This is a genomic window from Sphingopyxis sp. OAS728, assembly GCF_014873485.1.
In the GTDB taxonomy this organism is placed as follows: Bacteria; Pseudomonadota; Alphaproteobacteria; order Sphingomonadales; family Sphingomonadaceae; genus Sphingopyxis.
In genome coordinates, this window is record NZ_JADBDT010000001.1 from 4,283,506 (window position 1) to 4,305,927 (window position 22,422).

Sequence of the window (22,422 nt, forward strand, 5' to 3'; positions counted from 1 at the left end):
TCACGATTCGGCCGTCCCGGGTAGTGGGTGGCGCGAAGTGGCTGATGGGGGAATGAATGTTTCGAATGGTTATCGCCGCTGGTGCCGCGGTCGCGGCGCCGGCGGCCGCTTTCGCGCAAGCAGAGGTCGACAGCGAAATCGTGGTGCTCGGCACGCGCGAGCAAGGCTATCGCGCCACCGTCGCGCCGCAGACCAACAAATCCGACACCCCGATCAAGGAGACGCCCTATTCGGTGCAGGTGGTGACGCGCGAACTCATCCGCGACCGCGGCATCACCACCATCGGCGAGGCGCTGCGCTATGTCCCGGGGTTCAGTCCGCAGGTCGGCTTCGGCGCGAGCAACGACCGCTTCTATGTCCGCGGCTTCATCACCCCCTATAATCTGAAGAACGGCCTGCGCCGTTCAGCCTATGCGCCCGACGAGCAACTCCAGAATGTCGAACAAGTCGAGGTGCTGAAGGGCCCCGCATCGGCGCTCTATGGTCGTTTCGAGCCGGGCGGCGTCGTCAACTTCGTCACCAAGAAACCGCTCAACGAGCCTCTTGCCGAGGTGAGCGCGCTCTACGGCTCGTTCGACCAACTGCGGCTGACGGGCGATTTCTCGGTTCCGCTGTCCGATACGCTGGGCCTCCGCGTCAACATCTCGCACGACGATCGCGATGGCTTTCGCGATTTCACTTTCTCGCGCGGCACCTTCATCGCGCCCGTCGTCCAATGGAAGCCGTCGGACGCGACCAGCGTGACCCTCGAAGGCGAATATGCGCGCAAGCGCGGCTATTTCGACCGCGGCTTCGCCAACGACCCGCTGTTCCTCGAAGCGCCGCGCGAACGGCAGTTCGGCGAGGCGGACGCGCGCTACACCAACAAGGGCGGCGTCGCGAGTCTATTCGTCGATCATCGCTTCTCGGATGCGCTCTCGGGGCGCGTGGCCTTCGGCTATTCGGACTTCAGCAAGGACAGCTATTATTACGCCTTCGGCTTTCCGCCGGTCAGCCGCGCCGATCCTGCCGACCCGAAGATCAACCGCCGCACCAGCCTCGCTTATGACCGCCAGACCGATCTGACCGCGCAGGCCGAACTCTACGGGCGCTTCACGACCGGCACCATCGAACACAAGGCGCTGGTCGGCCTGGAATATGGCTATGATCACTGGCGGTTCGATGTCCGCAATCCCCCCTTCGGCGTCAACATCCCGATCGACTTCGATAATCCGGTCTATGGGCAGCGCGTCGAGCCGACGGTGCTGGTCTCCGACGGCGCATGGAATAGCGATTCCACGGCTATCTATGCGCAGGACGAGTTGAAGCTCGGCAACTGGCGCCTACTCGTCGGTGGCCGCTACGACTGGAACGAACTTCGCAATCGCGATTATCTGGCCGAAACGGGAGAGGGAGGGACGAAGCGCGGGGCCTTCTCGCCGCGCGCGGGTCTTACCTGGACGCCGGTGCCAGCGCTCTCGCTCTACGGGAGCTGGGCGCGATCGTTTCGGGCGCAGGTCGACGTCGGGCGCCTTCGCGACGGTTCGCTGCCCAAGCCGCTCATCGGCGAAAGCTGGGAGGTCGGCGCCAAGGCCGAGCTTTTCGGCGGGAAGCTCACGCCGACGCTCGCGCTCTTCGACATCACCCGTCGTAACGTTGCGGTATCCGACCCCGTCGACTTCGATCTCGTGATCCAGATCGGCAAGTCGCGCTCGCGCGGGATTGAGGTCGAAGTTCCAGCCGTGCTGACTCCGCAGTGGCGGCTCATCGCCAATTATACCTATCTCGATGCGAAGATTCTCGAGGACAGCTTTGCTACGCCGGGCGCGCGGCTCGTCAATGCGCCGCGGCATTCGGCGAGCCTGTGGACGACATATGACTTCACGGGTCCCTTGAAGGGAGCGAGCGCCGGCTTCGGTATCCAGCATATCGGGAGCCGCGCGGGCAACACCGACAATAGTATCCTGCTGCCCGCCTACACGCGCGTCGATGCGAACCTCGCCTATGAGTTCGATGCCGGGTTCGGTCCGCTTCGTGCACATCTCAATGTGCTCAACCTCTTCGACAAATTCTATTATGACAGCGGCGGCGCCTTCATTCCGCTCTATCCCGGCGCGCCGCGCACCGTCACGGCGAGCCTCTCCTACCGCTTCGGGGGAGGTCGGTGAGACTGCTGCTCGCGCTCGGGTTGCTCGCGGCGCTCGCCGCCTGTGCGCCGATTCCGATGCGCGAGCCGCCCGCGCGCAACGCCATCGCGGTCGGCCCGCAGCCCGCGGCGAATCTATCCGAGGGCTGCGTGGCCGACTATCGGCCGGGCGCAGACTATTTTCCCGACAAGGCGGCCTTCCAGCACTCGGCGCAACTCAAGGTCGAATATCACAAGAACTGGAAGCGCGTGACCTTCACGCCGTCGGTCGATACGCGCGAGACGCTACGCCTGGTTCTCGTCCAGTGCGGCACGCCGCCGCCGAAGCTCGGCGCGCGCGACTCACTCGTCGAGGTTCCGGTGCGCGACTTCGCAACCGCCAATGTGTCACTGCTTGGAGCCGCGCATCTGCTCGGTATCGACGACCGGCTGAAGGGCGTGCCGACGCGGGACGTCTCGATCCCGGCGATCGCGGCGCGGATCGAGCGCGGTGAGACGATCCCAATCTACGCAGCGCAGCACGGGAATGGCGAGCAAGCGGCGGCGCTTGGTGCCGACCTCTTCTTCACCTTCTATTCGGCCTATCCCGACGCCAATATCCACCCGCTGTTGAAGCGTCTGGGCGTCGTCTCGGCGCCGCAGTCGGACCATACCGAGCCGACCCCGCTCGGGCGCGCCGAATGGATCAAATATATCGCGCTCTTCTTCAATCTGGAAGCGCGCGCCAACGGGCTCTTCGAGGAGCGCGCGGCGCGCTATGAGGCGTTGCGCGTGCTCGCTGCCGGTGTCGAGGCACGCCCGCTCGTCCAGCTCGGCTATCCCGAGAGCCGCGACGAATGGAGCCAAGCGGGAGGCCGCAACCAGCTCTACCGCCTGGTCGAGGATGCCGGCGGCCGCCATGCGTGGCAGGACAACCCTATTGCGGGGAGCCTCACCTACGCGCCGATGGAAAAGCTGTTCGATCGCGCCGCAAGTGCGGACGTGTGGCTCGGCAATTTCATGCCGGGGGCGGCCGACATAGCGGCGCTGCGCCGCGATCATCCGCGGCTCGAATGGCTTCGCGCCGTGCGTAACAGCCAAGTCTACTGGTTTGACGCCGGCAAGGTCGGGCCGTTCGCGAACAGCTGGTCGGACCAGGGCATGACCGAACCGCAGGATGCGCTCGCCGAGTTGATCGCGATATTGCATCCCGAATTGCTCGCGGCGCCGGCGCGTCCGCGCTTCATCCGCAAAATCCCCGGAGGCCCGGCATGATCAAGCCGCTTCCTTTTACTATCGTGATCGGCGGACTCATCGCCGCGCTTTTCCTTGCCGAACTGGCGCTCGGCGTCGTCGATATCCCAGTCGATGCAATTACCGCGAGCCTGACCGGCGGCCCTATTGCGCAGGAAGGCTGGGGCCATATCGTCCGTGAATATCGGCTGCCGCGTGCGCTGGCCGCGCTCGTCGGGGGCGCCAGCCTCGGCGCTTGCGGGCTGATGCTCCAGACGCTGTTCCGCAATCCGCTCGCCGATCCCTTCGTCCTTGGTATTGCGCATGGGGCCCGTTTCGGCGTGGCGCTGCTCGTCGTAGCCACCGGCCTGGCCGGTCCTGCCTTTGCCGAAAGTTACGGCCTCGTTGGCGATGTCGGCCTCGCGGTCGCGGCGTCGGCCGGCACGATCCTCGTCATGGGCTTGCTCACCTTGCTGGCGCGCCGCGTCGATAATGTCACGCTGCTGCTCTCGGGGTTGATGCTCGGCTATATTGCCGCGGGTCTGATCAGTCTCTCGCTCCATCTTATCGATGAAACACAGGCATCGGCCTTCAAGGGCTGGGACGATGCGAGCTTCGCCGGCGTGACCTGGGCGCAGCATATTCTTCTGCTTCCGGCCTGCGGTCTCGGGCTTCTTCTTCTGATGGCGCTCGCCAAGCCGCTGAACATCCTGATGCTCGGTGACACTTATGCGCAGAGCCTCGGCGTGCCGTTGAAGGCGCTGCGCTACGCTTGCTTCGGCGTCGTGGCGTTGCTTGTCGGCACCGTTACCGCCTTTTGCGGAGCGATCAATTTTCTGGGGCTGATCGCCGGCCATGCTGCGCGCGGGGTGCTACAGACCGAGGATCACCGGATACTGCTTCCGGCGGCGGCGCTCGCTGGCGCCGCGCTCGCGCTCGCCACCGATCTCATCACCCATCTCCCATGGGCGCGCCACCTCTTACACCTTAACGCGGTGAACGGGCTGATCGGCGGCCCGATTGTTCTCTGGGTGCTCTTGCGGCGCCATGCCCGCTTCGGAGCCGCGGCATGAGTGCGGTGTTCTCCACTGACGGTCTTGCAATCGGCTATCCAGGCCGCCTCGTTGCCGAGCACCTCTCTCTCGACCTCCATCCGGGCGATGTCGTCGCGCTGGTCGGGCCGAACGGGACGGGCAAAACGACCCTGCTGCGCACACTCGCTGGTCTTCTCGCGCCGCTGGCCGGTTCGATCCGGCTCGGGGGCGACCCGCTCGCTGGACTTTCAGCGCGCGAGAAGGCGCAGCGGCTCGGGGTCGTTCTGACGGAGAGGCCGCAGACGGGCTATCTGACGGGGTTCGAACTCGCGGCAGCGGGCCGCTATCCGCATACGGGCTGGCAGGGGAAGCTCGCGGAGGAGGATGTCGCGATTGTCGACGAGGCGCTTGGGCTCGTCGGTGCAGCTGCGTTTCGCGACCGCATGGTCGCGAGCCTTTCCGACGGCGAGCGGCAGCGCATCATGGTTGCGCGCGCGCTCGCCCAGCAGCCGCGCCTGCTCCTCCTCGACGAGGTGACGTCCTTTCTGGATGTGCCGCGCCGCGTCGCTTTTTTCGCCCTGCTCGGCGAACTTGCGGGGCAAAGGGGGTATGCAATCGTCATCTCGACCCACGAGCTCGAACTAGCCCTGCGTTGCGCGAACCGGCTGTGGCTCTACGACGGCACGAAGCTTCTCGACGGCGCCCCCGAGGACCTTATTCTGTCTGGTGACTTCGCGCGCATATTCGCGGCCGACGGGGTGAGTTTCGACGAGGACGCAGGTCATTTCGAGCTGCAACGCCCGGCAAGCCGGCGCGTCGCGCTGGAGGGCGAGGGTGTTCGGGCCGCATGGACGCGCCGCGCTCTCGAGCGCGCCGGATATGCGGTCGACACGGCTTCGCCCGTCCGCGTCTCGGTCGATGCTGCCGGATGGTCGATCGGCGCGGAGCGTGCAGGCAGTGTTGCCGAGATGCTACGGCTGTTGGACCGTTGACGATGCGGGTCGGCCTGCTTTTCTCTTTCTTGCTGGTCTCGGCCTCCGCCGCCGGTGCGGAGGGCGCGATCGTTCCGGTTGGCGCGGCCGAGGATATCCCGCCCCTCGCGGAGCCAAAGAAGATGCCCGTTGGTGTCGCACCGGCCGCGTCGGGAAGGGCTTCGGAAAATGTCGTCACCGAAGCCGAGGATGCGTTTGGCTTCAGTGTCGGGCGTGAATCGATCGGGCTCTATTCGTCGAGCAATGTACGGGGCTTTTCGCCTCTTGCTGCGGGCAACGTTCGCATCGAAGGTCTCTATTTCGATCCCTATTTGACGCTGATGTCGCGGTTGCGCCGGTCGACGACGATCCGCGTCGGCCTTTCAGCGCAGGGATTCCCCTTTCCCTCGCCGACCGGCATCGTCGATTACAGTTTCCGCAAGCCGGGGGAGTCGGCTTCACTTTCAGCCTCGGTCGGCGGCGACAGCTACGGCAATGCGTCGCTCGAACTCGATACGGCGTTGCCGCTCGCGGGCAAGCGGTTGAGCCTCGCCGCCGGAGCGCAGTTTTCGCGCAACAGCTACGTCGATGGTATCTCTTCTTGGTCGCATAATGAGGCTCTCGCACTTCGCTGGCGCCCAAGCGATGCGGTCGAGATCATCCCCTTCTGGCAGCGTAGCGAGGTGACCGACGACGAAGCGGCACCGGTTTACATCCCTGCGGGCGACTTCCTGCCGCCGCAGCCCGAGCGCCGACACTACCGCGGTCCGCGCTGGAGCGATTATGACAGTGTCGCGGGTCTTCAGGGCATCCTCGCCAATATCGCCCCGGCACCTGACTGGCTGCTCCGCGCCGGCGTTTTCCGGTCGCTCTACGACGATCGTTCGACCTTCGCGCACCTCCTCACCGATGTCACGGCCGAGGGTACGGCCAACCGCCTCATCATTGCCGATCCGCGCAGCCGGTTCGTATCGCTGTCTGGAGAGTTGCGGGTCACGAAAAGCTTTGCGGACGGGGACCGCCTGCACGTCGTGCACGCCTCCTTTCGCGCGCGCGATCGCCGCCAGCGCTATGGCGGGAGCGCCTTTCGCGAATATGGGCCGACGCGTGTCGATGCGGATTTCGCCGCGCCCGAGCCGGACTTCGATTTCGGCGTGCAGGACTTTGACCGGGTGCGGCAATGGACCGCCGGCCTGGCCTATGAAGGTCGCTGGCGCGGCGTTGGCGAACTGAGCTTCGGGCTGTCGCGGAGCGATTATCGCAAGTCAGTGGAACTCCCGCGTCTCGCGCCCGCGGCGACGCGCAGACGGCCATGGCTCTATAACGCGACCGCGGCCCTTTATCTCGGCCCCAGCCTCACGGCCTTTGCCGGCTATGCGCGAGGTCTTGAGGAAAGCGGCATCGCGCCGGTCAATGCCACCAACCGCAATCAACCGCTGCCCGCGATCCTCACGCGTCAGGTCGATGCAGGTCTCCGCTACAAGCCGGCCGACAGCGTGACGCTGATCGCCGGCATCTTCGACCTGCGCAAGCCATACCACGACCTCGACACTAGCGGCCGCTTCGACCTGCTCGGCGACGTGGTCAACCGCGGCGTTGAAATCTCGATCAGCGGCAAGATCACCTCGCGACTGAGTCTCGTCGCCGGCGGGGTTTTTCTGCGGCCGCTCGTAACGGGCGACGGTGCCGCGCTTGGCCGCGTCGGTCGCCGTCCCGTCGGCGTCGCGGACAGTTTTATCGATCTCAATGTCGACTGGCAGGTACCTTGGAGTTCAGCGCTCTCGCTCGATTTCGGTGTCGCTCGGATCGGTGCCATACCGGCGACGCGCAATGGGCTCGTTCGCCTGCCCGCACGCACGACCGTCGATCTGGGCGGGCGCTATCGGTTTAAGCTCAGCGGCAGGGCGGCGGTGCTTCGCCTGTCAGTGAGCAACCTGACTGACGAGGATGGTTTTGAACTCCGCGGCGCCGGTTCCTACGCCCTCGCCGCCGGCCGCATCGTATCGGCTTATTTGACCGCCGACTTCTAGTCAGGTTCAAGCTGCTTCATCGGTCCTGGGATGTCCGCTATTTTGGCTGCGGATCTGAAAGCTGCCCGGCTGCTAGCGGCCATTTGCCGAAAGAGAACCGCCCGCCCGATCGACATCGGACGGGCGTAAGATGAAGAGCCGGGCTAATTGAAGTGAAGAGCGCTCCAGAGTCGCATGGCGCGGCTATCGCCTTAGTCGGGCCGCTTTCCGTCCTGCAGGCGAGGGCGTGTGCGGCTCGGCCGCGTTGTCGGTCATGCATGCGTCTTCGCCCACGGACCGGGGTGGAGGTGGCGCCGCTCGATCGCTCGCGTAGATGTTCGCTGCAGGGGTTTCCAGATGGGCTTCCAGCAGGTCGAAGATCGCTGGATCTTCTTCCGCATCGAACTTGCGGGCGAAAAGGTCGGGACTCAGCGTCAGCCGCAACGCGTCTGCCGTGACGAAGGTGCGGGGCCGCAATTTGATGTCGCCGTCGGGAACCCAGTCGATCGTGCGCAAATCGTCGTTCACGACCTCGCCAAGCCCGCGGCTGTTCATCAGCAGCGTCTGGAAAAAGGCTTCATCCGGGATGAAACTTCGCCGGTAGAATATCTTGAATCGCTCAGCGCTCGGATGATGGACCGCGAAATGGCAGAAGCTGCGCGTCACGGCCTTCCACTGGGTGCCGATATAGGGCGTCGCATCCTTCAGGAAAGCGCGGGGGAGGTTTGTCCGAAACATGCGTCCCAGCGCTTCGACGAATATATGGCTGACGCGGTTCATCGTATCGGGCCGCATCGTCCGCTGGTCGAGAGCGCGGATAAACTGGCGGCGGGGATGGGCGCGCAGGAAGGACCGGATATAGGCTTGGGACTTCAGCGGAAAATCCTGCCCGCTGAGGTTGATGTAGTGCGTCCAGTCCCGGTTCATTTTCAGCAGCTGCTTCATTCCGCGCAGCTCCGCGTCGACGAGGCTGTAGCCACCCCAAAGCGCTTGCTTCGATTCGATCATCGCAACGCCTTCGTAGGGCTTCAGGAAAGCAGCGATGTCTGCAGCAAAATCGGGTCCCGATCCTTTGTCGACATGGATCACATAGCTGTTTCCGGGGGCGTAGATCGCGCGGAACATCCGTTTGAACTGTTCGGGAAAGCGGTGAAGGAGAATGAAATAGCCGATCATGAGAGCATGCCTTTCGGATCGCCGATCCGGGCTGTCAGCTCACCGGAATCGCGATCCATTTCCTGTCCCGGAAAACCCAACCAAAGTCGTTTTGATCGATAGGAGACAATGCCCGACAGGTGGCCGGCCGCGTTGCGCCGCGGCGTGATCCAGTAGCACGGGACTGATATGGGGGATCGCGACGCCAATGTAAGTGGCCGGGGCACTAACATGCGCTTTTGCTACGTGCCTGAATGGAAATCGGACCGTTCGCGATCTGTCGGTCATCGTGAGCACCCCGACCTATCAGCCCCGCCGTCCTATCGCCTCGGAACTTGTGTCACCCGGCTTCGTTGCCTCGTCACCGTCGTCACGCATGGGCAAGCGATGGCTGAGAGACATGTTGCGCTCCCGCTCGAAGGAGGCGCGCGCGATGTTCAATTCCCGGAGAATTTTGATTGTAGAAGACGAGCCGTTCGTCGTGATCGAACTCGTTGAGGCGGTCGAGCGATCGGGAGGCGCGGTCGTCGGCCCCGTTCCAACCGTTGCCGAAGCGCTGGCGCTGCTCGATCAGCACAAGATCGACGCGGCCATCCTCGACGTCCAGTTGCTCGACGGCGAAATCTCGCCCGTTGCTCTCCGGCTCATCGAGCAGGGCATACCGCTCGTATTTCAGACCGGAACGGGTCTTCCGGTCGTGCTCGTCGAACTCGATATTGAGTTGGCCGTCGTCCTGAAGCCGGTAGCTCCGATGATCATACTCGAATTGCTGTTGGCCGAGATCATGAGGCAAACCGCCCGGCAGGTGGGTTAGCGAGATACAAGCGCTATCACGGCGTCAGATTTGCACAGCCGCATCGGACGCGCCATGCTCGCGCGGATTTTGTGGTCAGCCATTATCTTTCGGCTTGGCAGTCAACTTCACGGGGGAAGCCTCCCTGGCTGCGAGCGCGGTCGTCGGTTTGGCCTTGGCGGCTTTGGGCTTGCGGATCTCGCGATTGCTGCGCTTTTGCGATTTGGCCATGATGGTTTCTCTCTTTTTGCGGTTGCTGGACGGGAAGACGGGAGGCGGCAGGTCGCGCTGGGAAACGCTTTCAGGGGCCGGCTAGTGGCTTCTGCGCGAAGGAGTGCGCGGACACGCGTCAATTTTCGTTCGCGGACGGACGATAGAAGCGGTGGCGCACGACGCTGCCTTCGATCAGGTGACCGCGAAGCCGCAGTCGCATCTCCTCGGCGCCCGCACTCGATGTGCAGACGAGGCGCGTGCCGCCGGACTGAAGCGGTTCGATCGCGCTGATGCTGACGCCCTGCGCCAGGCAGACGCGCCTGACCTCCTTTTCGGGCAGAGACAGGTTCATGGCGCGGCTCATTTGGACCGCCGCGTGCTTTCCCACGCCCGTATAGCGGCCGCCACATGCTCATAACCTTCGGCACTGGCGGTCGCCAGCGCGATCGGGCGGCCTCCCAGTTCCTCATTCTCGGCGTTTAGAAACGCGATCGCTGCGTCGCGGCCACCCATGACAAAGTAAGCGAGCTGACTGATATCGCCTTGCCGCCGTGCATCCTCAAGTGCGAAGGGCACCCGACTCTTGCGAAAAAAGCTGTTCGACCGCCCTTTGGTCGGCGCCGGCTCGGCCAGGCCTAGAGTCTCGGCGTTCTGTATGCGTGAAGTCATGACGCGGCTCCTTCGTAAGCGGGAGCGCGATGTCTCTCAGCCGCGACGGCCTACAATGTCCGGTGCCGCGATCTTATGAAGATGGGGGCGATGTCCGAAGATGTAAGATGCAATCGGTCCGTTGTCCGCTTTTCTTCGTCTGGTCCCCGAAGCGGTCTGACTGCAATCGGCCAATCGCTGCCCACTTCATTGCCCGCGACGACTTAACGTTCATGCTGCTCTTCCGAAATGATGAGATCGCACTTGGCCCACGGCGGACCGAGCTTGAATCAGGTGATAAGCCGGTCGACCTGCGCCTGCAGGCGAGGGCTTATCAGCAGGATGGCGGGTATGACGATCGCATAGGCTGTCGCCCAGGAGCGCAACCAGATCGCCACAAAGTCGCTAGAAAGGCCGAGGTTGATCGCGACGAGTGAGAAGGAGATAATTCCGGTCGTCACTATGCCCATCAGGAGGGCGAACGCGATCTTGCGTTTCATCTGAAGGCTCATTGTCCGGCTCCCCGAAAATTGGCAGGCGCGACGTCAATCACCGCCTGGGCAAAGGCTTTGGGAGCCTCCTGCGGCAAGTTGTGGCCGATACCGCCGCTGATATTGCGGTGCGCATAGGGTCCGGAAAATCTCTTTGCGTAGACCGCCGGCTCGGGATGCGGGGCGCCGTTAGCGTCACCCTCAAGCGTGATTGTCGGTATGGTAATTGCCGGGAACTTAGCAAGCCTTGCCTCCAGCGCATCATAGGCAGGTTCGCCCTTGCTCAGTCCCAAGCGCCAGCGATAATTGTCGATGACGATTGCGACATGATCCGGATTGTCGAGCGCGCGGGCCGTCCGGGCGAATGTGGCGTCGTCAAATTGCCAGGTTGGCGAAGCCGTCCGCCAGATCAACTTTGCGAATTCGGCGCGATTAGCGTCGTATCCGACGCGACCCCGTTCGGTGGCGAAATAAAATTGGTACCACCAGGAAAGTTCGGCGGCGGGAGGCAGCGGCATCCTGTTGGCCTCCTGGCTGCCGATGAGATAACCGCTCACCGAGACGAGCGCTGCGCAGCGCTCTGGCCAAAGCGCCGCAACGATGCACGCGGTGCGGGCACCCCAGTCGCAGCCGGCAACGATGGCCTTGTCGATGCCGAGCGCGTCGAGCAACGCGATCGCATCTGCGGCAAAAGCGGATTGCTGGCCATTACGAGCCTCGTCCTGCGACAGGAAAGTCGTCGTGCTGAACCCGCGCAAGTAGGGGACGATCACGCGGTAGCCGGAAGCGGCCAGCAGCGGGGTGACCCCCTCATAGCTGTGAATATCGTACGGCCATCCGTGCAGGAGGAGGACCGGAGGCCCGTGTTTTGGACCCTGCTCGACGAAGCCGATGTCGAGTTTGCCGGCACGGATTTGCTTGACCAGGCCGAATTCGGTCGAGCCCGCAAAGGGCCGGGCCGGCATGTGTGCCCGGCTGGACCCCCATGCCATTCCGGTGGCGGCGATGGCGAAGCCGAGGAAGTTTCGCCGATTATGTGCGTCCAGATATGGCATGGGAGGTCTCCTTACATTTCGGGATCAGACGAGGTTGATCTCGACATCGATATTGCCGCGGGTCGCTTTCGAATAGGGGCAGGTCTGGTGCGCCATATCGACGATAGCCTGCGCCGCCTTGCGCTCGACGCCAGGCAAGCTGACATTGAGGCGTGCTTGGAGCAGATAGGCATCGCCAGCCATTCCAAGATCGACCTCGGCATCGATCGCAAGATCGGCGGGGAGTTTTACATCGAGCTTCTTGGCGGCGAGACCCATGGCGCCTTCGAAGCAGGCGGACCAACCTGCGGCGAACAATTGCTCGGGATTGGTGCCGCTGCCCGGCCCGCCGGGGCTCGACAGCTTCACATCGAGCCTGCCGTCCGAGCTTGCCGACTTGCCATCGCGGCCTCCGGTGGTGTGGGTCTTGGCGGTGTAGAGAATTTTATCAGGCTTGTTCATGATCATATTCCTTTGATGAGGTGGTGGGGCGTTCGTTCACTTCCTCTCGCGCAGGAGACGAAAAGCGGCGCGGATTTCGGCAGCGAACAGCTCGGGCTGTTCCCAGGCGGCGAAATGACCGCCCTTCTCGACCTCGTTCCAGTAGATCAGCTTCTTGAAGCTCTTCTCGCCCCAGCTGCGCGGCGCGCGATAGATTTCGCCGGGGAAGACGGTGACTGCGACCGGCACCTTGCTAATCTCGATCGCATTGAACGGACCGCCGGGGCCTTGGGCTGCGTCCCAATAGCTGCGCGATGACGAGGTTCCTGTGTTGGTCAGCCAGTAAAGGGTGATGTTGTCGAGGATCTCGTCGCGCGTCAGCACGCTTTCGGGATTGCCGCCGCTGTGCGTCCAGGTGGCGATCTTCTCGTAGAGGAACGCGGCAAGACCGACCGGCGAGTCCGACAGACCATAGCCGAGCGTCTGCGGCCGCGTGTTCATCATCTCGGCATATCCGAAGCCTTTGCCGTAAAAGGTTTCGAGACCGGCATAGGCAATCTTCTCCTCAGCCGAGTAGCTTTCGGGAACCGGCTGTTTGGCACGGACGAGCTTGAGAACGTCCGGCGGCACGGTGCCGGGCATATTCGTGTGGATGCCCAGCAGGCCTTCAGGGGCCTGAACCGCCAACACCTGCGAAATGATCGCACCCCAGTCACCGCCCTGCGATACATAATTCTTGTACCCAAGGCGCTTCATGAGCACGTCCCAGGCGCGAGCCACTCGCGCTGGATCCCAGGCCTCGTTCGGCTTTCCCGAAAATCCGTAGCCCGGATAGGTCGGCATGATCAGGTCGAAGGCGTCTTCGGCCTTGCCGCCATGCGCGGTTGGATCGGTGAGCGGTCCGACGGTTTTGAGGAGCTCGAACGGCGAGCCGGGCCAGCCGTGCGTCATCAGCAGCGGCATTGCCCCCTTATGCTTCGAGCGGATGTGGATAAACTGGATGTCGACACCGTCGATCGTCGTGATGAACTGGGGCACGGCGTTGAGACGGGCCTCGCCCTTGCGCCAGTCATAGTCGGTGCCCCAATAGCGCACGAGCGGTTCGAGACGGTCAAGTTGCACACCCTGCGATGCGTCTGCGACCTTTTCGCGGTCAGGCCAGCGCGTCTCCGCGATGCGCCGACGAAGGTCGGTCAGCGCTTCTTCAGGGATGGCCACGTGGAACGGTCGGATGGACTCATCCTGTGGCGCCGCGGCGACCGCAGCGGTCGTGGCCGCGATCGGAGTTGCCGAACTGGCGGTGTTGGCGAAGCTCGGGCTCGCCTGAAGCGACATGCCGAGCGCAGCTGCTGAAAGGGCTGTTGCGGATAGCAAGCGGCGCAGTGACGTTGAGTTTTTGGGGGACATGATATTTCTCCTGTTTTGATATGAAGGGGGACGCTCAGGCGCCTATGGTGGCGGGCCGATAACGGTCGGCCGGATGGGTCAGCGACAGATTGGGGAGCATGGCGATCCGTGCCGCTTCGAAAGCATCCCAGGCGGACGTGTCCGGAAGGGCGGGGATCGTGACGGTTTCACCGAGATCGAGACCGGCGAGAGCGGCATCGACCATCGCATCGGCCGACATCACGATCTCCGCGGGAACGCCGGAAAGCGGCACACCCGACAGATCCCAGAACTCGGTCGCGGTGGCGCCGGGCAGGACGACCTGGACACGTACGCCCTTGTCGGCGAGTTCGGCTTGCAGCGATGCCGTCAGCGCAACCACGAATGCCTTTGTCGCGCCATAGACCCCGTTGAGCAGAAACTCGGGCGCGATAGCGACGGTCGAGGCGATGTTGATAATCGTGCCGCTGCCCACCGCAGCAAATCGCTGCGCAACGGCGTAAGTCAGCCGAGCGAGTGCGGTGGCGTTGATGTCGATCATCGCCTCCATTTGGTCGACATCGGCCTGCCACGTCGGGACGGGCGCGCCGATGCCGGCGTTGTTCACGAGCATCGTGATGCGGCGGTCATTGATGAGGCGCGCCTCGATTAGCCGCAGCTCGCCCGGATTGGACAAATCGGCCGATAGCGTTTCGACGCTGCGGCCGGTCGCTTCGCGGATTGCTTTCGAGACCTTGTCGAGATTGGCGGCGCTGCGCGCCACCAGGAGCAGATCATAGCCACGACGGGCCAGACGGTCGGCATAGATCGCACCGATACCGGCGGAGGCGCCGGTGATGAGCGCAGTGCCCTTTACTTCGTTCATCGCTCTTCCTTTCAAGAAGGTTGGGATGCCGACCGACCGACGTGATCGGGGCGACCAGAACGATTTAGAGGGTTGGGAGAATGCCGGTAGAAAGGGAAACCGAGAGCAAGCCTCTCATTTCCGCCATGTTGGTCAGGCGCAGTCGAGTCCCGTACATGCGACGCGAAGGCGTGGTGCGGCCCAGTCGATGAAGGCGCGCACCTTGAGCGGAAGCAGGCCTTGGCGCGGATAAACGATATGGACGGGACGGAGCTCGCCATCGGCATCGGGAAAGAGCCGCACCAGCGTGCCCGACCGGATATGCTCCGATACCTGATAATCGAAGAGGCGCGCGACCCCCACGCCGCCGAGCGCGGCCGCGAGATTTCCAGCGGCGCTGTTGACCGTCACTCGTGCGCGCGGCAAGCACATCACGTCCTCGTCTTCGACGCGATAACCCCAGAACATCGGCAGCGGTCCGAACAGGATTCCGTCATGTTGAGGAAGGTCGCGCGGGCCGGACGGTGTCCCGCACCGTTCCAGATAGGCCGGGCTGGCGCAGGTGATCAGTCGAAATTCTCCCGCCTTGACTGCAAAGAGCGCGCTGTCCGGTAGATGACCGAGCCGGATCGCGACATCGACATGCTCATCGACCATATGCACCAGCCGGTCGGAGGTGACGAGTTTGAGGGTGACCTCGGGATATTCCTCGATGAAGGCGAGCGCGATCGGGATGACGTGCCGCACGCCGAACTCGATCGGCATGGTGATCGACAACTCGCCGCGGGGCGTCTGATACTCTCCCGAGGCCCGTCGTTCGGTTTCTTCCAAGTCCGCAATGATACGTCGTGCTGCCTCGACATAGTCGCGGCCCGCATCGGTCAACTGAATGTTGCGGCTCGTCCTGACGAACAGATTGGTTCCAAGATACCGCTCGAGTTCAGCGACCTTGCGACTGACGCTGGGCAACGGAGACCCAAGGGCGCGGCTACCCGCTGACAGGCTGCCGGCATCGACGACCGCCAGAATGACCCGCATGGCGTCCAGCCGATCCATTTGCTCCTTCTCCCGCCCCGAGCAGAGGTGAATAGCCGACTTCGGGAGATCAACATAGCTTCATGCGCGGCGCCAAATTGATACGCGCCCGCGTATATGTCCGCCCTTGAGCTGCGCGGCTTGCTCGATGTCCGCTTTTGCCGACTTCGCGCCCAAAGCCGCCAGTCCGCAAGCGGCCAAAAGGGATGATCGACCGGCAGCCGGTGTCCGCCTGCGAACGAAACAACCTAGGCGTCAGCTGCTATCCAGATGGCTCTCGTTGGCGGAGCGTGCAGGTCAACGTCGATCGCTGGGTGACTCGAGGCCAATCTGCCGTCATGGAACGTTGTTGACACGAATTGCGCATCGGGCGACGCAGTGGCTATGCTCGACTTTAAGGAACTTCCATCGGACGGTGTCCGCTTCGAACAGCTTATCCGGGAGATGCTCATCCGGAGCGGGTTTGAGGTGCATTGGACCGGTGTGGGGCCTGACGGTGGGCGCGACCTCGTCGCGACCGAGCGGGCAACGGGGATGCTCGCATCCTTCTCCCGCAAGTGGCTGGTGAGCTGCAAGCACAAGGCGCATGGGGGCGGTTCGGTCGGCCTTCCCGACGTCATCGACATCGTCGATGCATGCGGTGCTGTGGATGCAGAGGGTTATCTTCTAGCATGTTCAACCCAGCCGTCGTCTGGCGTCGTGAAGCGGCTCGAGGAACTGCAACGGAGCGGCAAGATCCTCACTACGTTTTGGGACGGCGTAGAGATCGAGAAGCGCCTCAATATCCCAGAGCTTTTCCCGCTGGTCCACCAATTCATGCCTGAGAGCGCGAAAGCGCAGCCTTGGAAGATCTATGCAACTCAGGCGCCGTCGGTGTGGGCGGCCAACTACAAGGATTATTTCCTCTACATGAGCTGCCGGATCGGGCACTCCTTTCCTGCCCTTACCGAAGTAGAGGCAATTGCGGCCAAGCTCGAATCTATCGCGTTACCAGGTAATGGCTGGACCAAGCACCATCTCCGCCTTCGCGCTGTATTTTACGACGACAAGCATGAGCAGTTCAGTGTCTTCGTCGATTACCTATATCCCAAAACTGACATGAAGACGGTATTATCGCCTAGTGCGATTGATGCTGTCCTTAAAACCGGGCGAGGTCTCCACTCGGATGGTACGGGCGAATGGTATCAGACACATTGGGACGTTCGGTACGTAGCCACCGATCCCTACAGCGACCGGTTCCAAGTCGACAGCGCCGAATATTATGAAAACTCGATGTCGAGCTTCACGGTTGGATCTTCCAGGGAGGGCTGGATCGATGAGATTGATGACCCCAACGATCCTGACAACATATTTCTGGAGTTTTAGACTGATTGGCAACAGAAGCGGATACTGCCGGGCGGCTTCGCGCCGCAGCGATGACAGGTTTCGGGAGAGGCGGCCGTCCAAATCGCTGCTGGAGAACGACGGGCTCTGGTCGCGAGCTGTCATTCTCGCTCCACAGGTTGCGAACGTCCGCTTCTCGAGGCCTCCCGCCTAGAAGCTGTCAGTCCGCAACCGGCCAATGTTTGTGATGACGCTCCAGCAACATGGGCAAAAGGGCTTCGCTACCGCGAAGCCCTTCCATCCTCTGCGTTCGTGACCAAAGGAAAGCCCCATCGACTTTCCGGGTCGCGTGGAAAGTCGCTGCCGGTCCAACGCTAGGCCTATTCCGAAGGAAGTCGAGACATATGACTTGGCTCTCGTCGGTCGGCTACAATTATAAATGTCTGCTCATTGCAATCGGAAGCCTGTGACCCCACTTCCATAGCATCGCCCGCTTCCACCGCGTGCTGGCGACTGAGAGACCATTGCGCTCCCGCTGAAGGAGCAAAGATCATGGACCTCAACCAACTTCTCCACCACCATCAGATGGCGTTGATGGCCGTGAGCCAGGCGCGACGCGATGGGCAGGCGATGCCAAACTTTGACCTGCCGCGCTATTATGCCAAACGGATCAACGAATATCGCGAGCGGCGCGGCTTGAGCGGCGATGCCGAGGCTATCGCCGATCTCGCCGTATCAACTGCGGGTGCCTTTGAAGCGCCGGACGATCTGGTCAGTGACGTACTGATCGCCGAATTGCTCATGGCGAAGGCCTTCGAAAAGGCGACACACCAACATCGGGCTGCCGGAAGCGACGGAGCTGACGATCCGGTCGTCGATATTCGCGCCACCCTTCTGGCCGTCGGGCGCGACTTTTATCGCTCGCTGGGCGTGGAGGACGGCCCTCTCGCCGCCGCGATCGATGAAGCTGCGTCACGCTCGGCGTGGGAAGGCGAAGGCGGAGGCCTGCGTCCACCGGGCGACGAGGAGGATGGCATCATCCGGACCTATGTCGAACAATTCGCGGTGGGCGACTATCGCTATTCGAACCTTGCCGATGCCAAAGCCGCCGCGCGGCGGCAGCGGGACGCGGCGAGCGACGGGCGCGGAGCGACGCCTGCATGAAACGGCTGATTGTCTTCGATCTTGATGGAACGCTTGCCGAAAGCAAGCAGCCGATGGAACCCGCGATGGGTGAGGCGCTTGCCAATCTCCTCGGCGTGGCAGATGTTGCGGTGATATCCGGTGGCGACTGGCCGCAGTTCGAAAAACAGGTGGCGACGCGCCTTCCCGAGCGCGCGGACCTTTCCCGGCTCTGGCTCATGCCGACGACCGGCACAAAGCTTTACACTTTCCGTTCGGGCGCGTGGCAGGCGCGCTATGCCGAAATCTTCGCCGACGAAGAGAAGCAGCGCATATTCGAAGCCTTCGATGCGGCGCTTCGGGCGACCGGGTTCGTTCCCGAAGCGGTCTGGGGAGCACGGGTCGAGGACCGGGGAAGCCAGATCACATTCTCGGCATTGGGTCAGGAAGCGCCGATCGATGCCAAGGAAAAATGGGATCCCGATTTCGCGAAGCGCAAGGTGATCCAGGCCGACCTTCGCCAACGTCTGCCGGGCCTGTCGATCAATATGGGCGGCGCTACGTCGATCGATGTCACGCGCGAAGGCGTCGACAAGGCCTATGGCCTTACGAAGCTGAGCGACGAAAGCGGTATTGAACTGCGTGCAATGCTGTTCATCGGCGATGCGATATTCCCGGGCGGCAATGACTATCCAGCCAAGGCGCTGGGACTGGACACGATCGCCGTTCGCGATCCGGGAGAAACGCTTGCCATCATCGAAATCATCGTTGCCTGTTTGAAGTGAAAATGCGGTGGCGATGTTCGGTCGGTGTTACCGAGATTGCCCCTTACGACTCCCGGCGAGGCGCGTGCCAAGGGGAACAAATGCGCCGCTGAGCTGTTCTGTTTTCTGATGCTCCGAGGCCGACTGCGGGCTTCGAAACAAGCGACAAAATACTGGGTGAGGCCTTCTGTCGCATCATTTTTTGGAAGGTATGCCTGTGTACGAAACGCTTGACCGTAGATCGTTCGATGAAGGTTTGGAGGCGTGCCAAACGCTTCGGCCAAAAACTTCGGATACTGCCCGGATCGCACTGATCGGTGGTTTCCTTCCGCGGCGCTGCGGCATCGCGACCTTCACCGCCGATATCCACGCGTCGCTTGCAGTGGCCGCGCCGGAGATTGCCGTCGACGTCTATGCGATCGCGCCGGCCGCCGTTCCCACGATATTCGACCCCGTTGTTTGCGGCGTCATAACCGAGGGTGACGCCGGTAGCTTTATCGAGGCGGCGCGGCAAATCGAGGCGAGCTGTGCCGAAATTATATGGCTGCAGCACGAGTTCGGCCTCTTCGGCGGCTTGGCGGGCGATATGATCCTGGAACTGGTGGATCGTGTTTCCGCACCGCTGATCGTCACGCTTCATACGGTGCTCGCCGAACCTGACGCCGATCAGCGCCGCGTGATGGAGCGGTTGATCGCGCGCGCGACGAAGCTGGTCGTCATGTCCGAGCGCTCGCACGATCTGCTGCGAAGCGTCTATCATGCCGACGACGACCAGATCGCCATGATCGCCCATGGTGTCCCCGACCGCCCGTTCGGCCGCGCGTCGCAGTTCAAGCCGCAGTTCGGCTTTGCTGGCAAACAGGTCGCGCTGACCTTCGGTCTTTTGTCGCCGGGCAAGGGGATCGAGGCGGTCATCGAGGCATTGCCCGCGATCATCGAAGATCACCCCGACTTCCTTTACTGCATTGCTGGCGCGACGCATCCCAATCTGCTGGCGCTTGAAGGCGAGGCCTATCGCGACCGGCTCCAAGCGCTCGCTGTCTCGCTCGGGGTCGATGCGCATATCCGCTGGATCAATGCGTTCATGGACACCGACGATCTGCTCGATCTTCTCGAGGCGGCGGACATCTATGTGACGCCTTATACCGGTGCGCAGCAATCGACGTCGGGCACGCTTTCCTACGCGATGGCGCTGGGCAAGGCTGTGATCTCCACGCCTTACGTGCATGCGGTCGAGCTCCTCGCCGACGATCATGGTGTGCTGGTTCCCTTCAACGACATCGAAGCGATCGCGAACGAAATCCAGTATCTGCTCGGCGATGCCGACCGGCTGCTCACGCTGCAGCGTCGCGCCTATGACCGCAGTCGCGACATGATCTGGCCGGTGTTCGCCGAGCGAAGCTGCGCGCTGATCGCGGAGAGCGGCGTCGTGCCGAAGGACGCGCCTATTCCCGACCGGATCGGCATTGACGGGTTCCTGCGCATTTGCGACGACACCGGCATCCTCCAGCACAGCGTTCATATGGTCCCCGATCGCGCGCACGGCTATTGCGTCGATGACAATGCGCGCGCGCTGATGCTGATGCATCGGCTCGACGACGATGCGCTAGGCAAGTGCGGACAACTGACCCCGGTCTTTGCGGCGTTCGTGCAGCATGCCTGGAACCCCGACCACGGCGAGTTTCGCAACTTCATGGGATTCGCACGCAACTGGCTCGAGGATGTGGGGTCCGAAGACAGCTGCGGCCGAACCCTCTGGGCGCTCGGTGCGACGGCGCAGGGCGCGCGCGAGCCCGGTCTGCGGCAATGGGCGCATGAATTGTTCGAGCGTACCGCGGCGTCCGCGCTGGATTTCGAGTCACCGCGCGCGATTGCTTTCGCGATGCTCGGCGCCGACTTCGTGCTCGCGGCGCATCCCGAGCATGATCTGGCGGACCGGATATTGCGCAGCGGCGCTGACCGGCTGATCACGCTCTATCAGGCCGCGGCGCGACCGGACTGGCGATGGTTCGAGCCGATACTCGCCTATGACAATTGCCGCCTGCCCGAAGCGATGCTGCGCGCGGGCGTACGACTTGAGCGCGCGGATGTTACCGCGTGCGGAGTCGAGACGTTGCGGTGGATCAACGATGCGCAGATTTCGCCTCATGGTCATTATCGCCCCGTCGGGTCCGACAGCTTCGGCCATGCCCATGAGCTGCCGCGGCCATTCGATCAGCAGCCGCTCGAGATTTGGGCCGCGATCGATGCCGCTTCGGCCGCCTATGATGTGACCGGCGACGATATCTGGCTGGCACACGCGCGGCGCGCTTACGACTGGTTCTCCGGGCGTAACGACCGCGGCGTGATCGTTGGCGATCCGCTGACCGGGAGCAGCAAGGATGGCATTAACCCGCGCGGCCTGAACCTCAACGAAGGGGCGGAGTCGGTTCTTGCCTACCAGCACGCGACTTACACGATCCGGGATTTTATCCGCAAAGCCGGCTGAGGGGAATATGGTGCATCTGGTACAGGATGAATTGCGGCTCCATGCCGACCCGACGCGCGTCGTCGTGCGGCCCTTTCACCTCGCATGGCAAGCATCGGGTCCCGATCTCGAGCGCGTACAGCGGTTGGCCCGCGAAATCGTGACGCTCGACACGCGCACCGTGCGCGCCGAGCTCAGCGTGGTGCTGCGCGATTTCGCCGACCGGCACTGGCAGATCGAGAAGGTGTTCGAGGATCGCTTCGAGCAGATCGAACCCAAACTTGGTCTCGAAGGCCTCACATTGAAGCGCGAGATGCGCCTCTTGATCGGCGCCTATTTCTGTCACGAATATAGCTATGCCGCGGCGGCGCTGATGAACCCCAGCGTCGTTCGTCATCCCGACCAGACCGGGCTGGAGGAAGGATGCATCCGCATCCTCCTGTCGCTGCGCGCTGTCGGCGAGGGTCATATTTCGACGATCGCCTTTCGCGAGGGAATCATTACCTGCGACCGCGAACTGACGCTGCTGCCGCAGCCCGCCTTCGCTACGGCGGCGATGCTTGGTCCGCACCGCGACGACAAGCCCGACGATGTTGTCTCGCTCTATCGGCAGAAGGACAGCACTCTTTCGGGCACGGTGATCTTCCCGATCACCGAGGCGCAGCGCAACGGGCTCGAGGATCTGCGGCTGCTCGAGTTCGAGCGCGATAGCGGCAAAAGCGAATGGATCGGGACCTACACCGCCTATAGCGGGCGAGACATCCAGTCCGAGCTGCTACGGACGCGCGATTTCAGGGATTTCACGCTGAGCCCGATCAAGGGAAAGGCGGGACGCAACAAGGGCATGGCGTTGTTCCCGCGCAAGATCGACGGGCAATTCTGCATGATCGGTCGGCAGGATGGCAAGAATCTCTATCTGCTGCGCTCGGACACGGTCGATCAGTGGGAGGACGGCGAATTATTGCTGGAGCCGCGCTTTCCATGGGAACTCATCCAGATCGGCAATTGCGGCGCGCCGATCGAACTCGACGAGGGCTGGCTGGTGTTGACCCATGGGGTCGGCGCGATGCGCAAATATGCGATCGGTGCTGTACTGCTCGACAAGGACGATCCCTCGAAGGTGATCGGCCGGACGCCCAATCCGATCCTGTCCGCCGCCGACGAGGACCGCGAAGGCTATGTTCCCAATGTCGTCTACACCTGTGGAGCGATCCGCGTCGGCGACGATATTTTCCTGCCCTACGGGGTGGCCGACAGTTCGGTCTGCTTTGCGTTCGTCGCGATCAAGGAGATTCTGGCCGCCATGGCCTAGCGGCACGCAACATAAGGCGAAGCGGCGGATTGTAGGAGTGTCG

The 22,422-nt window shown here is 62.8% G+C and carries 21 protein-coding genes; 11 read left to right on the forward strand and 10 right to left on the reverse strand.

Going from position 1 to position 22,422, the window contains the following annotated elements; all coding sequences use genetic code 11:
* Positions 1 to 56: 56 nt before the first annotated feature.
* The 5 genes from GGC65_RS20230 to GGC65_RS20250 are packed head-to-tail and all read left to right on the forward strand — an operon-like array spanning position 57 to position 7,372.
* Complete coding sequence (locus GGC65_RS20230) at positions 57 to 2,147, forward strand: TonB-dependent siderophore receptor (RefSeq protein ID WP_192648800.1); 2,091 nt, start codon at positions 57 to 59, stop codon at positions 2,145 to 2,147.
* On the forward strand, positions 2,144 to 3,379 hold the full coding sequence (locus GGC65_RS20235; protein ID WP_192648801.1) for an ABC transporter substrate-binding protein: 1,236 nt from the start codon (positions 2,144 to 2,146) through the stop codon (positions 3,377 to 3,379). Before GGC65_RS20230 ends, GGC65_RS20235 begins: the two co-directional genes overlap by 4 nt.
* Positions 3,376 to 4,410 carry an iron ABC transporter permease gene (locus GGC65_RS20240; RefSeq protein ID WP_192648802.1) on the forward strand — a complete coding sequence of 345 codons (1,035 nt, stop codon included), beginning with the start codon at positions 3,376 to 3,378 and terminating at the stop codon, positions 4,408 to 4,410. The genes GGC65_RS20235 and GGC65_RS20240 overlap by 4 nt, the downstream gene beginning before the upstream one ends.
* On the forward strand, positions 4,407 to 5,363 hold the full coding sequence (locus tag GGC65_RS20245) for an ABC transporter ATP-binding protein (RefSeq protein ID WP_192648803.1): 957 nt from the start codon (positions 4,407 to 4,409) through the stop codon (positions 5,361 to 5,363). Before GGC65_RS20240 ends, GGC65_RS20245 begins: the two co-directional genes overlap by 4 nt.
* A 2-nt stretch (positions 5,364 to 5,365) precedes the next feature.
* Complete coding sequence (locus GGC65_RS20250) at positions 5,366 to 7,372, forward strand: TonB-dependent receptor (RefSeq protein WP_192648804.1); 2,007 nt, start codon at positions 5,366 to 5,368, stop codon at positions 7,370 to 7,372.
* A gap of 183 nt (positions 7,373 to 7,555) precedes the next feature.
* Here the strand turns inward: GGC65_RS20250 and GGC65_RS20255 are convergent, their stop codons facing one another.
* The gene (locus GGC65_RS20255; protein ID WP_192648805.1) at positions 7,556 to 8,527 is read right to left on the reverse strand and encodes a beta-1,6-N-acetylglucosaminyltransferase; all 972 of its coding nucleotides are present in this window, start codon (positions 8,525 to 8,527) and stop codon (positions 7,556 to 7,558) included.
* A 268-nt stretch (positions 8,528 to 8,795) separates the two neighbouring features.
* Between GGC65_RS20255 and GGC65_RS20260 the strand changes: the two genes are divergently transcribed.
* Positions 8,796 to 9,320: a response regulator gene (locus GGC65_RS20260; RefSeq protein ID WP_192648806.1), complete on the forward strand. Its 525-nt coding sequence runs from the start codon at positions 8,796 to 8,798 to the stop codon at positions 9,318 to 9,320.
* A 75-nt stretch (positions 9,321 to 9,395) separates the two neighbouring features.
* Here GGC65_RS20260 and GGC65_RS23625 read toward each other — a convergent pair whose 3' ends face one another.
* From GGC65_RS23625 to GGC65_RS20300, 9 genes are all read right to left on the reverse strand, one after another.
* Positions 9,396 to 9,530 (reverse strand): hypothetical protein, encoded by a 135-nt coding sequence (locus tag GGC65_RS23625; protein ID WP_264081033.1) that lies wholly within the window; start codon positions 9,528 to 9,530, stop codon positions 9,396 to 9,398.
* A gap of 118 nt (positions 9,531 to 9,648) precedes the next feature.
* Entirely contained in the window at positions 9,649 to 9,864 is a 216-nt protein-coding gene (locus GGC65_RS20265; protein WP_225940931.1) for a hypothetical protein, read from the reverse strand.
* An 8-nt stretch (positions 9,865 to 9,872) separates the two neighbouring features.
* On the reverse strand, positions 9,873 to 10,181 hold the full coding sequence (locus tag GGC65_RS20270) for an antitoxin Xre/MbcA/ParS toxin-binding domain-containing protein (protein WP_192648808.1): 309 nt from the start codon (positions 10,179 to 10,181) through the stop codon (positions 9,873 to 9,875).
* Between the two features lie 269 nt (positions 10,182 to 10,450).
* Positions 10,451 to 10,660, reverse strand: a complete 210-nt coding sequence (locus GGC65_RS20275; protein ID WP_225940932.1) for a DUF2798 domain-containing protein — start codon at positions 10,658 to 10,660, stop codon at positions 10,451 to 10,453.
* Between the two features lie 8 nt (positions 10,661 to 10,668).
* On the reverse strand, positions 10,669 to 11,706 hold the full coding sequence (locus GGC65_RS20280; RefSeq protein ID WP_192648810.1) for an alpha/beta fold hydrolase: 1,038 nt from the start codon (positions 11,704 to 11,706) through the stop codon (positions 10,669 to 10,671).
* 24 nt (positions 11,707 to 11,730) lie between these two features.
* Positions 11,731 to 12,147: an organic hydroperoxide resistance protein gene (locus tag GGC65_RS20285; RefSeq protein WP_192648811.1), complete on the reverse strand. Its 417-nt coding sequence runs from the start codon at positions 12,145 to 12,147 to the stop codon at positions 11,731 to 11,733.
* Between the two features lie 36 nt (positions 12,148 to 12,183).
* The gene (locus GGC65_RS20290) at positions 12,184 to 13,461 is read right to left on the reverse strand and encodes an epoxide hydrolase family protein (protein ID WP_225940933.1); all 1,278 of its coding nucleotides are present in this window, start codon (positions 13,459 to 13,461) and stop codon (positions 12,184 to 12,186) included.
* A 106-nt stretch (positions 13,462 to 13,567) separates the two neighbouring features.
* Entirely contained in the window at positions 13,568 to 14,377 is an 810-nt protein-coding gene (locus GGC65_RS20295) for an SDR family NAD(P)-dependent oxidoreductase (RefSeq protein WP_192648813.1), read from the reverse strand.
* Positions 14,378 to 14,509: 132 nt separating this feature from the next.
* Positions 14,510 to 15,412 (reverse strand): LysR family transcriptional regulator, encoded by a 903-nt coding sequence (locus tag GGC65_RS20300; RefSeq protein ID WP_192648814.1) that lies wholly within the window; start codon positions 15,410 to 15,412, stop codon positions 14,510 to 14,512.
* A gap of 363 nt (positions 15,413 to 15,775) precedes the next feature.
* Between GGC65_RS20300 and GGC65_RS20305 the strand changes: the two genes are divergently transcribed.
* The 5 genes from GGC65_RS20305 to GGC65_RS20325 all read left to right on the forward strand — a co-directional run bounded on the left by GGC65_RS20305 (position 15,776) and on the right by GGC65_RS20325 (position 22,379).
* Positions 15,776 to 16,756, forward strand: a complete 981-nt coding sequence (locus GGC65_RS20305; protein ID WP_225941262.1) for a restriction endonuclease — start codon at positions 15,776 to 15,778, stop codon at positions 16,754 to 16,756.
* A 510-nt stretch (positions 16,757 to 17,266) separates the two neighbouring features.
* Entirely contained in the window at positions 17,267 to 17,878 is a 612-nt protein-coding gene (locus GGC65_RS20310) for a hypothetical protein (RefSeq protein WP_192648816.1), read from the forward strand.
* On the forward strand, positions 17,875 to 18,621 hold the full coding sequence (locus tag GGC65_RS20315) for an HAD-IIB family hydrolase (protein WP_192648817.1): 747 nt from the start codon (positions 17,875 to 17,877) through the stop codon (positions 18,619 to 18,621). The genes GGC65_RS20310 and GGC65_RS20315 overlap by 4 nt, the downstream gene beginning before the upstream one ends.
* Before the next feature lie 361 nt (positions 18,622 to 18,982).
* Entirely contained in the window at positions 18,983 to 21,088 is a 2,106-nt protein-coding gene (locus GGC65_RS20320; protein ID WP_318780203.1) for a glycosyltransferase, read from the forward strand.
* Between the two features lie 7 nt (positions 21,089 to 21,095).
* Positions 21,096 to 22,379: a glycoside hydrolase family 130 protein gene (locus GGC65_RS20325; protein WP_192648818.1), complete on the forward strand. Its 1,284-nt coding sequence runs from the start codon at positions 21,096 to 21,098 to the stop codon at positions 22,377 to 22,379.
* The last annotated feature ends 43 nt before the right edge of the window (positions 22,380 to 22,422 follow it).

What these genes read in the sequence shown, in the direction of transcription:
- GGC65_RS20240 (WP_192648802.1), top strand. Translation starts at nt 3,376, where the DNA reads ATGATCAAGCCGCTTCCTTTTACTATCGTGATCGGCGGACTCATCGCC.
- GGC65_RS20325 (WP_192648818.1), top strand. Translation starts at nt 21,096, where the DNA reads ATGGTGCATCTGGTACAGGATGAATTGCGGCTCCATGCCGACCCGACG.
- GGC65_RS20255 (WP_192648805.1), bottom strand. Translation starts at nt 8,527, where the DNA reads ATGATCGGCTATTTCATTCTCCTTCACCGCTTTCCCGAACAGTTCAAA.
- GGC65_RS20285 (WP_192648811.1), bottom strand. Translation starts at nt 12,147, where the DNA reads ATGAACAAGCCTGATAAAATTCTCTACACCGCCAAGACCCACACCACC.
- GGC65_RS20300 (WP_192648814.1), bottom strand. Translation starts at nt 15,412, where the DNA reads ATGGATCGGCTGGACGCCATGCGGGTCATTCTGGCGGTCGTCGATGCC.
- GGC65_RS20295 (WP_192648813.1), bottom strand. Translation starts at nt 14,377, where the DNA reads ATGAACGAAGTAAAGGGCACTGCGCTCATCACCGGCGCCTCCGCCGGT.
- GGC65_RS20305 (WP_225941262.1), top strand. Translation starts at nt 15,776, where the DNA reads ATGCTCGACTTTAAGGAACTTCCATCGGACGGTGTCCGCTTCGAACAG.
- GGC65_RS20265 (WP_225940931.1), bottom strand. Translation starts at nt 9,864, where the DNA reads ATGAACCTGTCTCTGCCCGAAAAGGAGGTCAGGCGCGTCTGCCTGGCG.
- GGC65_RS20275 (WP_225940932.1), bottom strand. Translation starts at nt 10,660, where the DNA reads ATGAAACGCAAGATCGCGTTCGCCCTCCTGATGGGCATAGTGACGACC.
- GGC65_RS20315 (WP_192648817.1), top strand. Translation starts at nt 17,875, where the DNA reads ATGAAACGGCTGATTGTCTTCGATCTTGATGGAACGCTTGCCGAAAGC.
- GGC65_RS20230 (WP_192648800.1), top strand. Translation starts at nt 57, where the DNA reads ATGTTTCGAATGGTTATCGCCGCTGGTGCCGCGGTCGCGGCGCCGGCG.
- GGC65_RS23625 (WP_264081033.1), bottom strand. Translation starts at nt 9,530, where the DNA reads ATGGCCAAATCGCAAAAGCGCAGCAATCGCGAGATCCGCAAGCCCAAA.
- GGC65_RS20310 (WP_192648816.1), top strand. Translation starts at nt 17,267, where the DNA reads ATGGACCTCAACCAACTTCTCCACCACCATCAGATGGCGTTGATGGCC.
- GGC65_RS20250 (WP_192648804.1), top strand. Translation starts at nt 5,366, where the DNA reads ATGCGGGTCGGCCTGCTTTTCTCTTTCTTGCTGGTCTCGGCCTCCGCC.
- GGC65_RS20290 (WP_225940933.1), bottom strand. Translation starts at nt 13,461, where the DNA reads ATGTCGCTTCAGGCGAGCCCGAGCTTCGCCAACACCGCCAGTTCGGCA.
- GGC65_RS20280 (WP_192648810.1), bottom strand. Translation starts at nt 11,706, where the DNA reads ATGCCATATCTGGACGCACATAATCGGCGAAACTTCCTCGGCTTCGCC.
- GGC65_RS20245 (WP_192648803.1), top strand. Translation starts at nt 4,407, where the DNA reads ATGAGTGCGGTGTTCTCCACTGACGGTCTTGCAATCGGCTATCCAGGC.
- GGC65_RS20270 (WP_192648808.1), bottom strand. Translation starts at nt 10,181, where the DNA reads ATGACTTCACGCATACAGAACGCCGAGACTCTAGGCCTGGCCGAGCCG.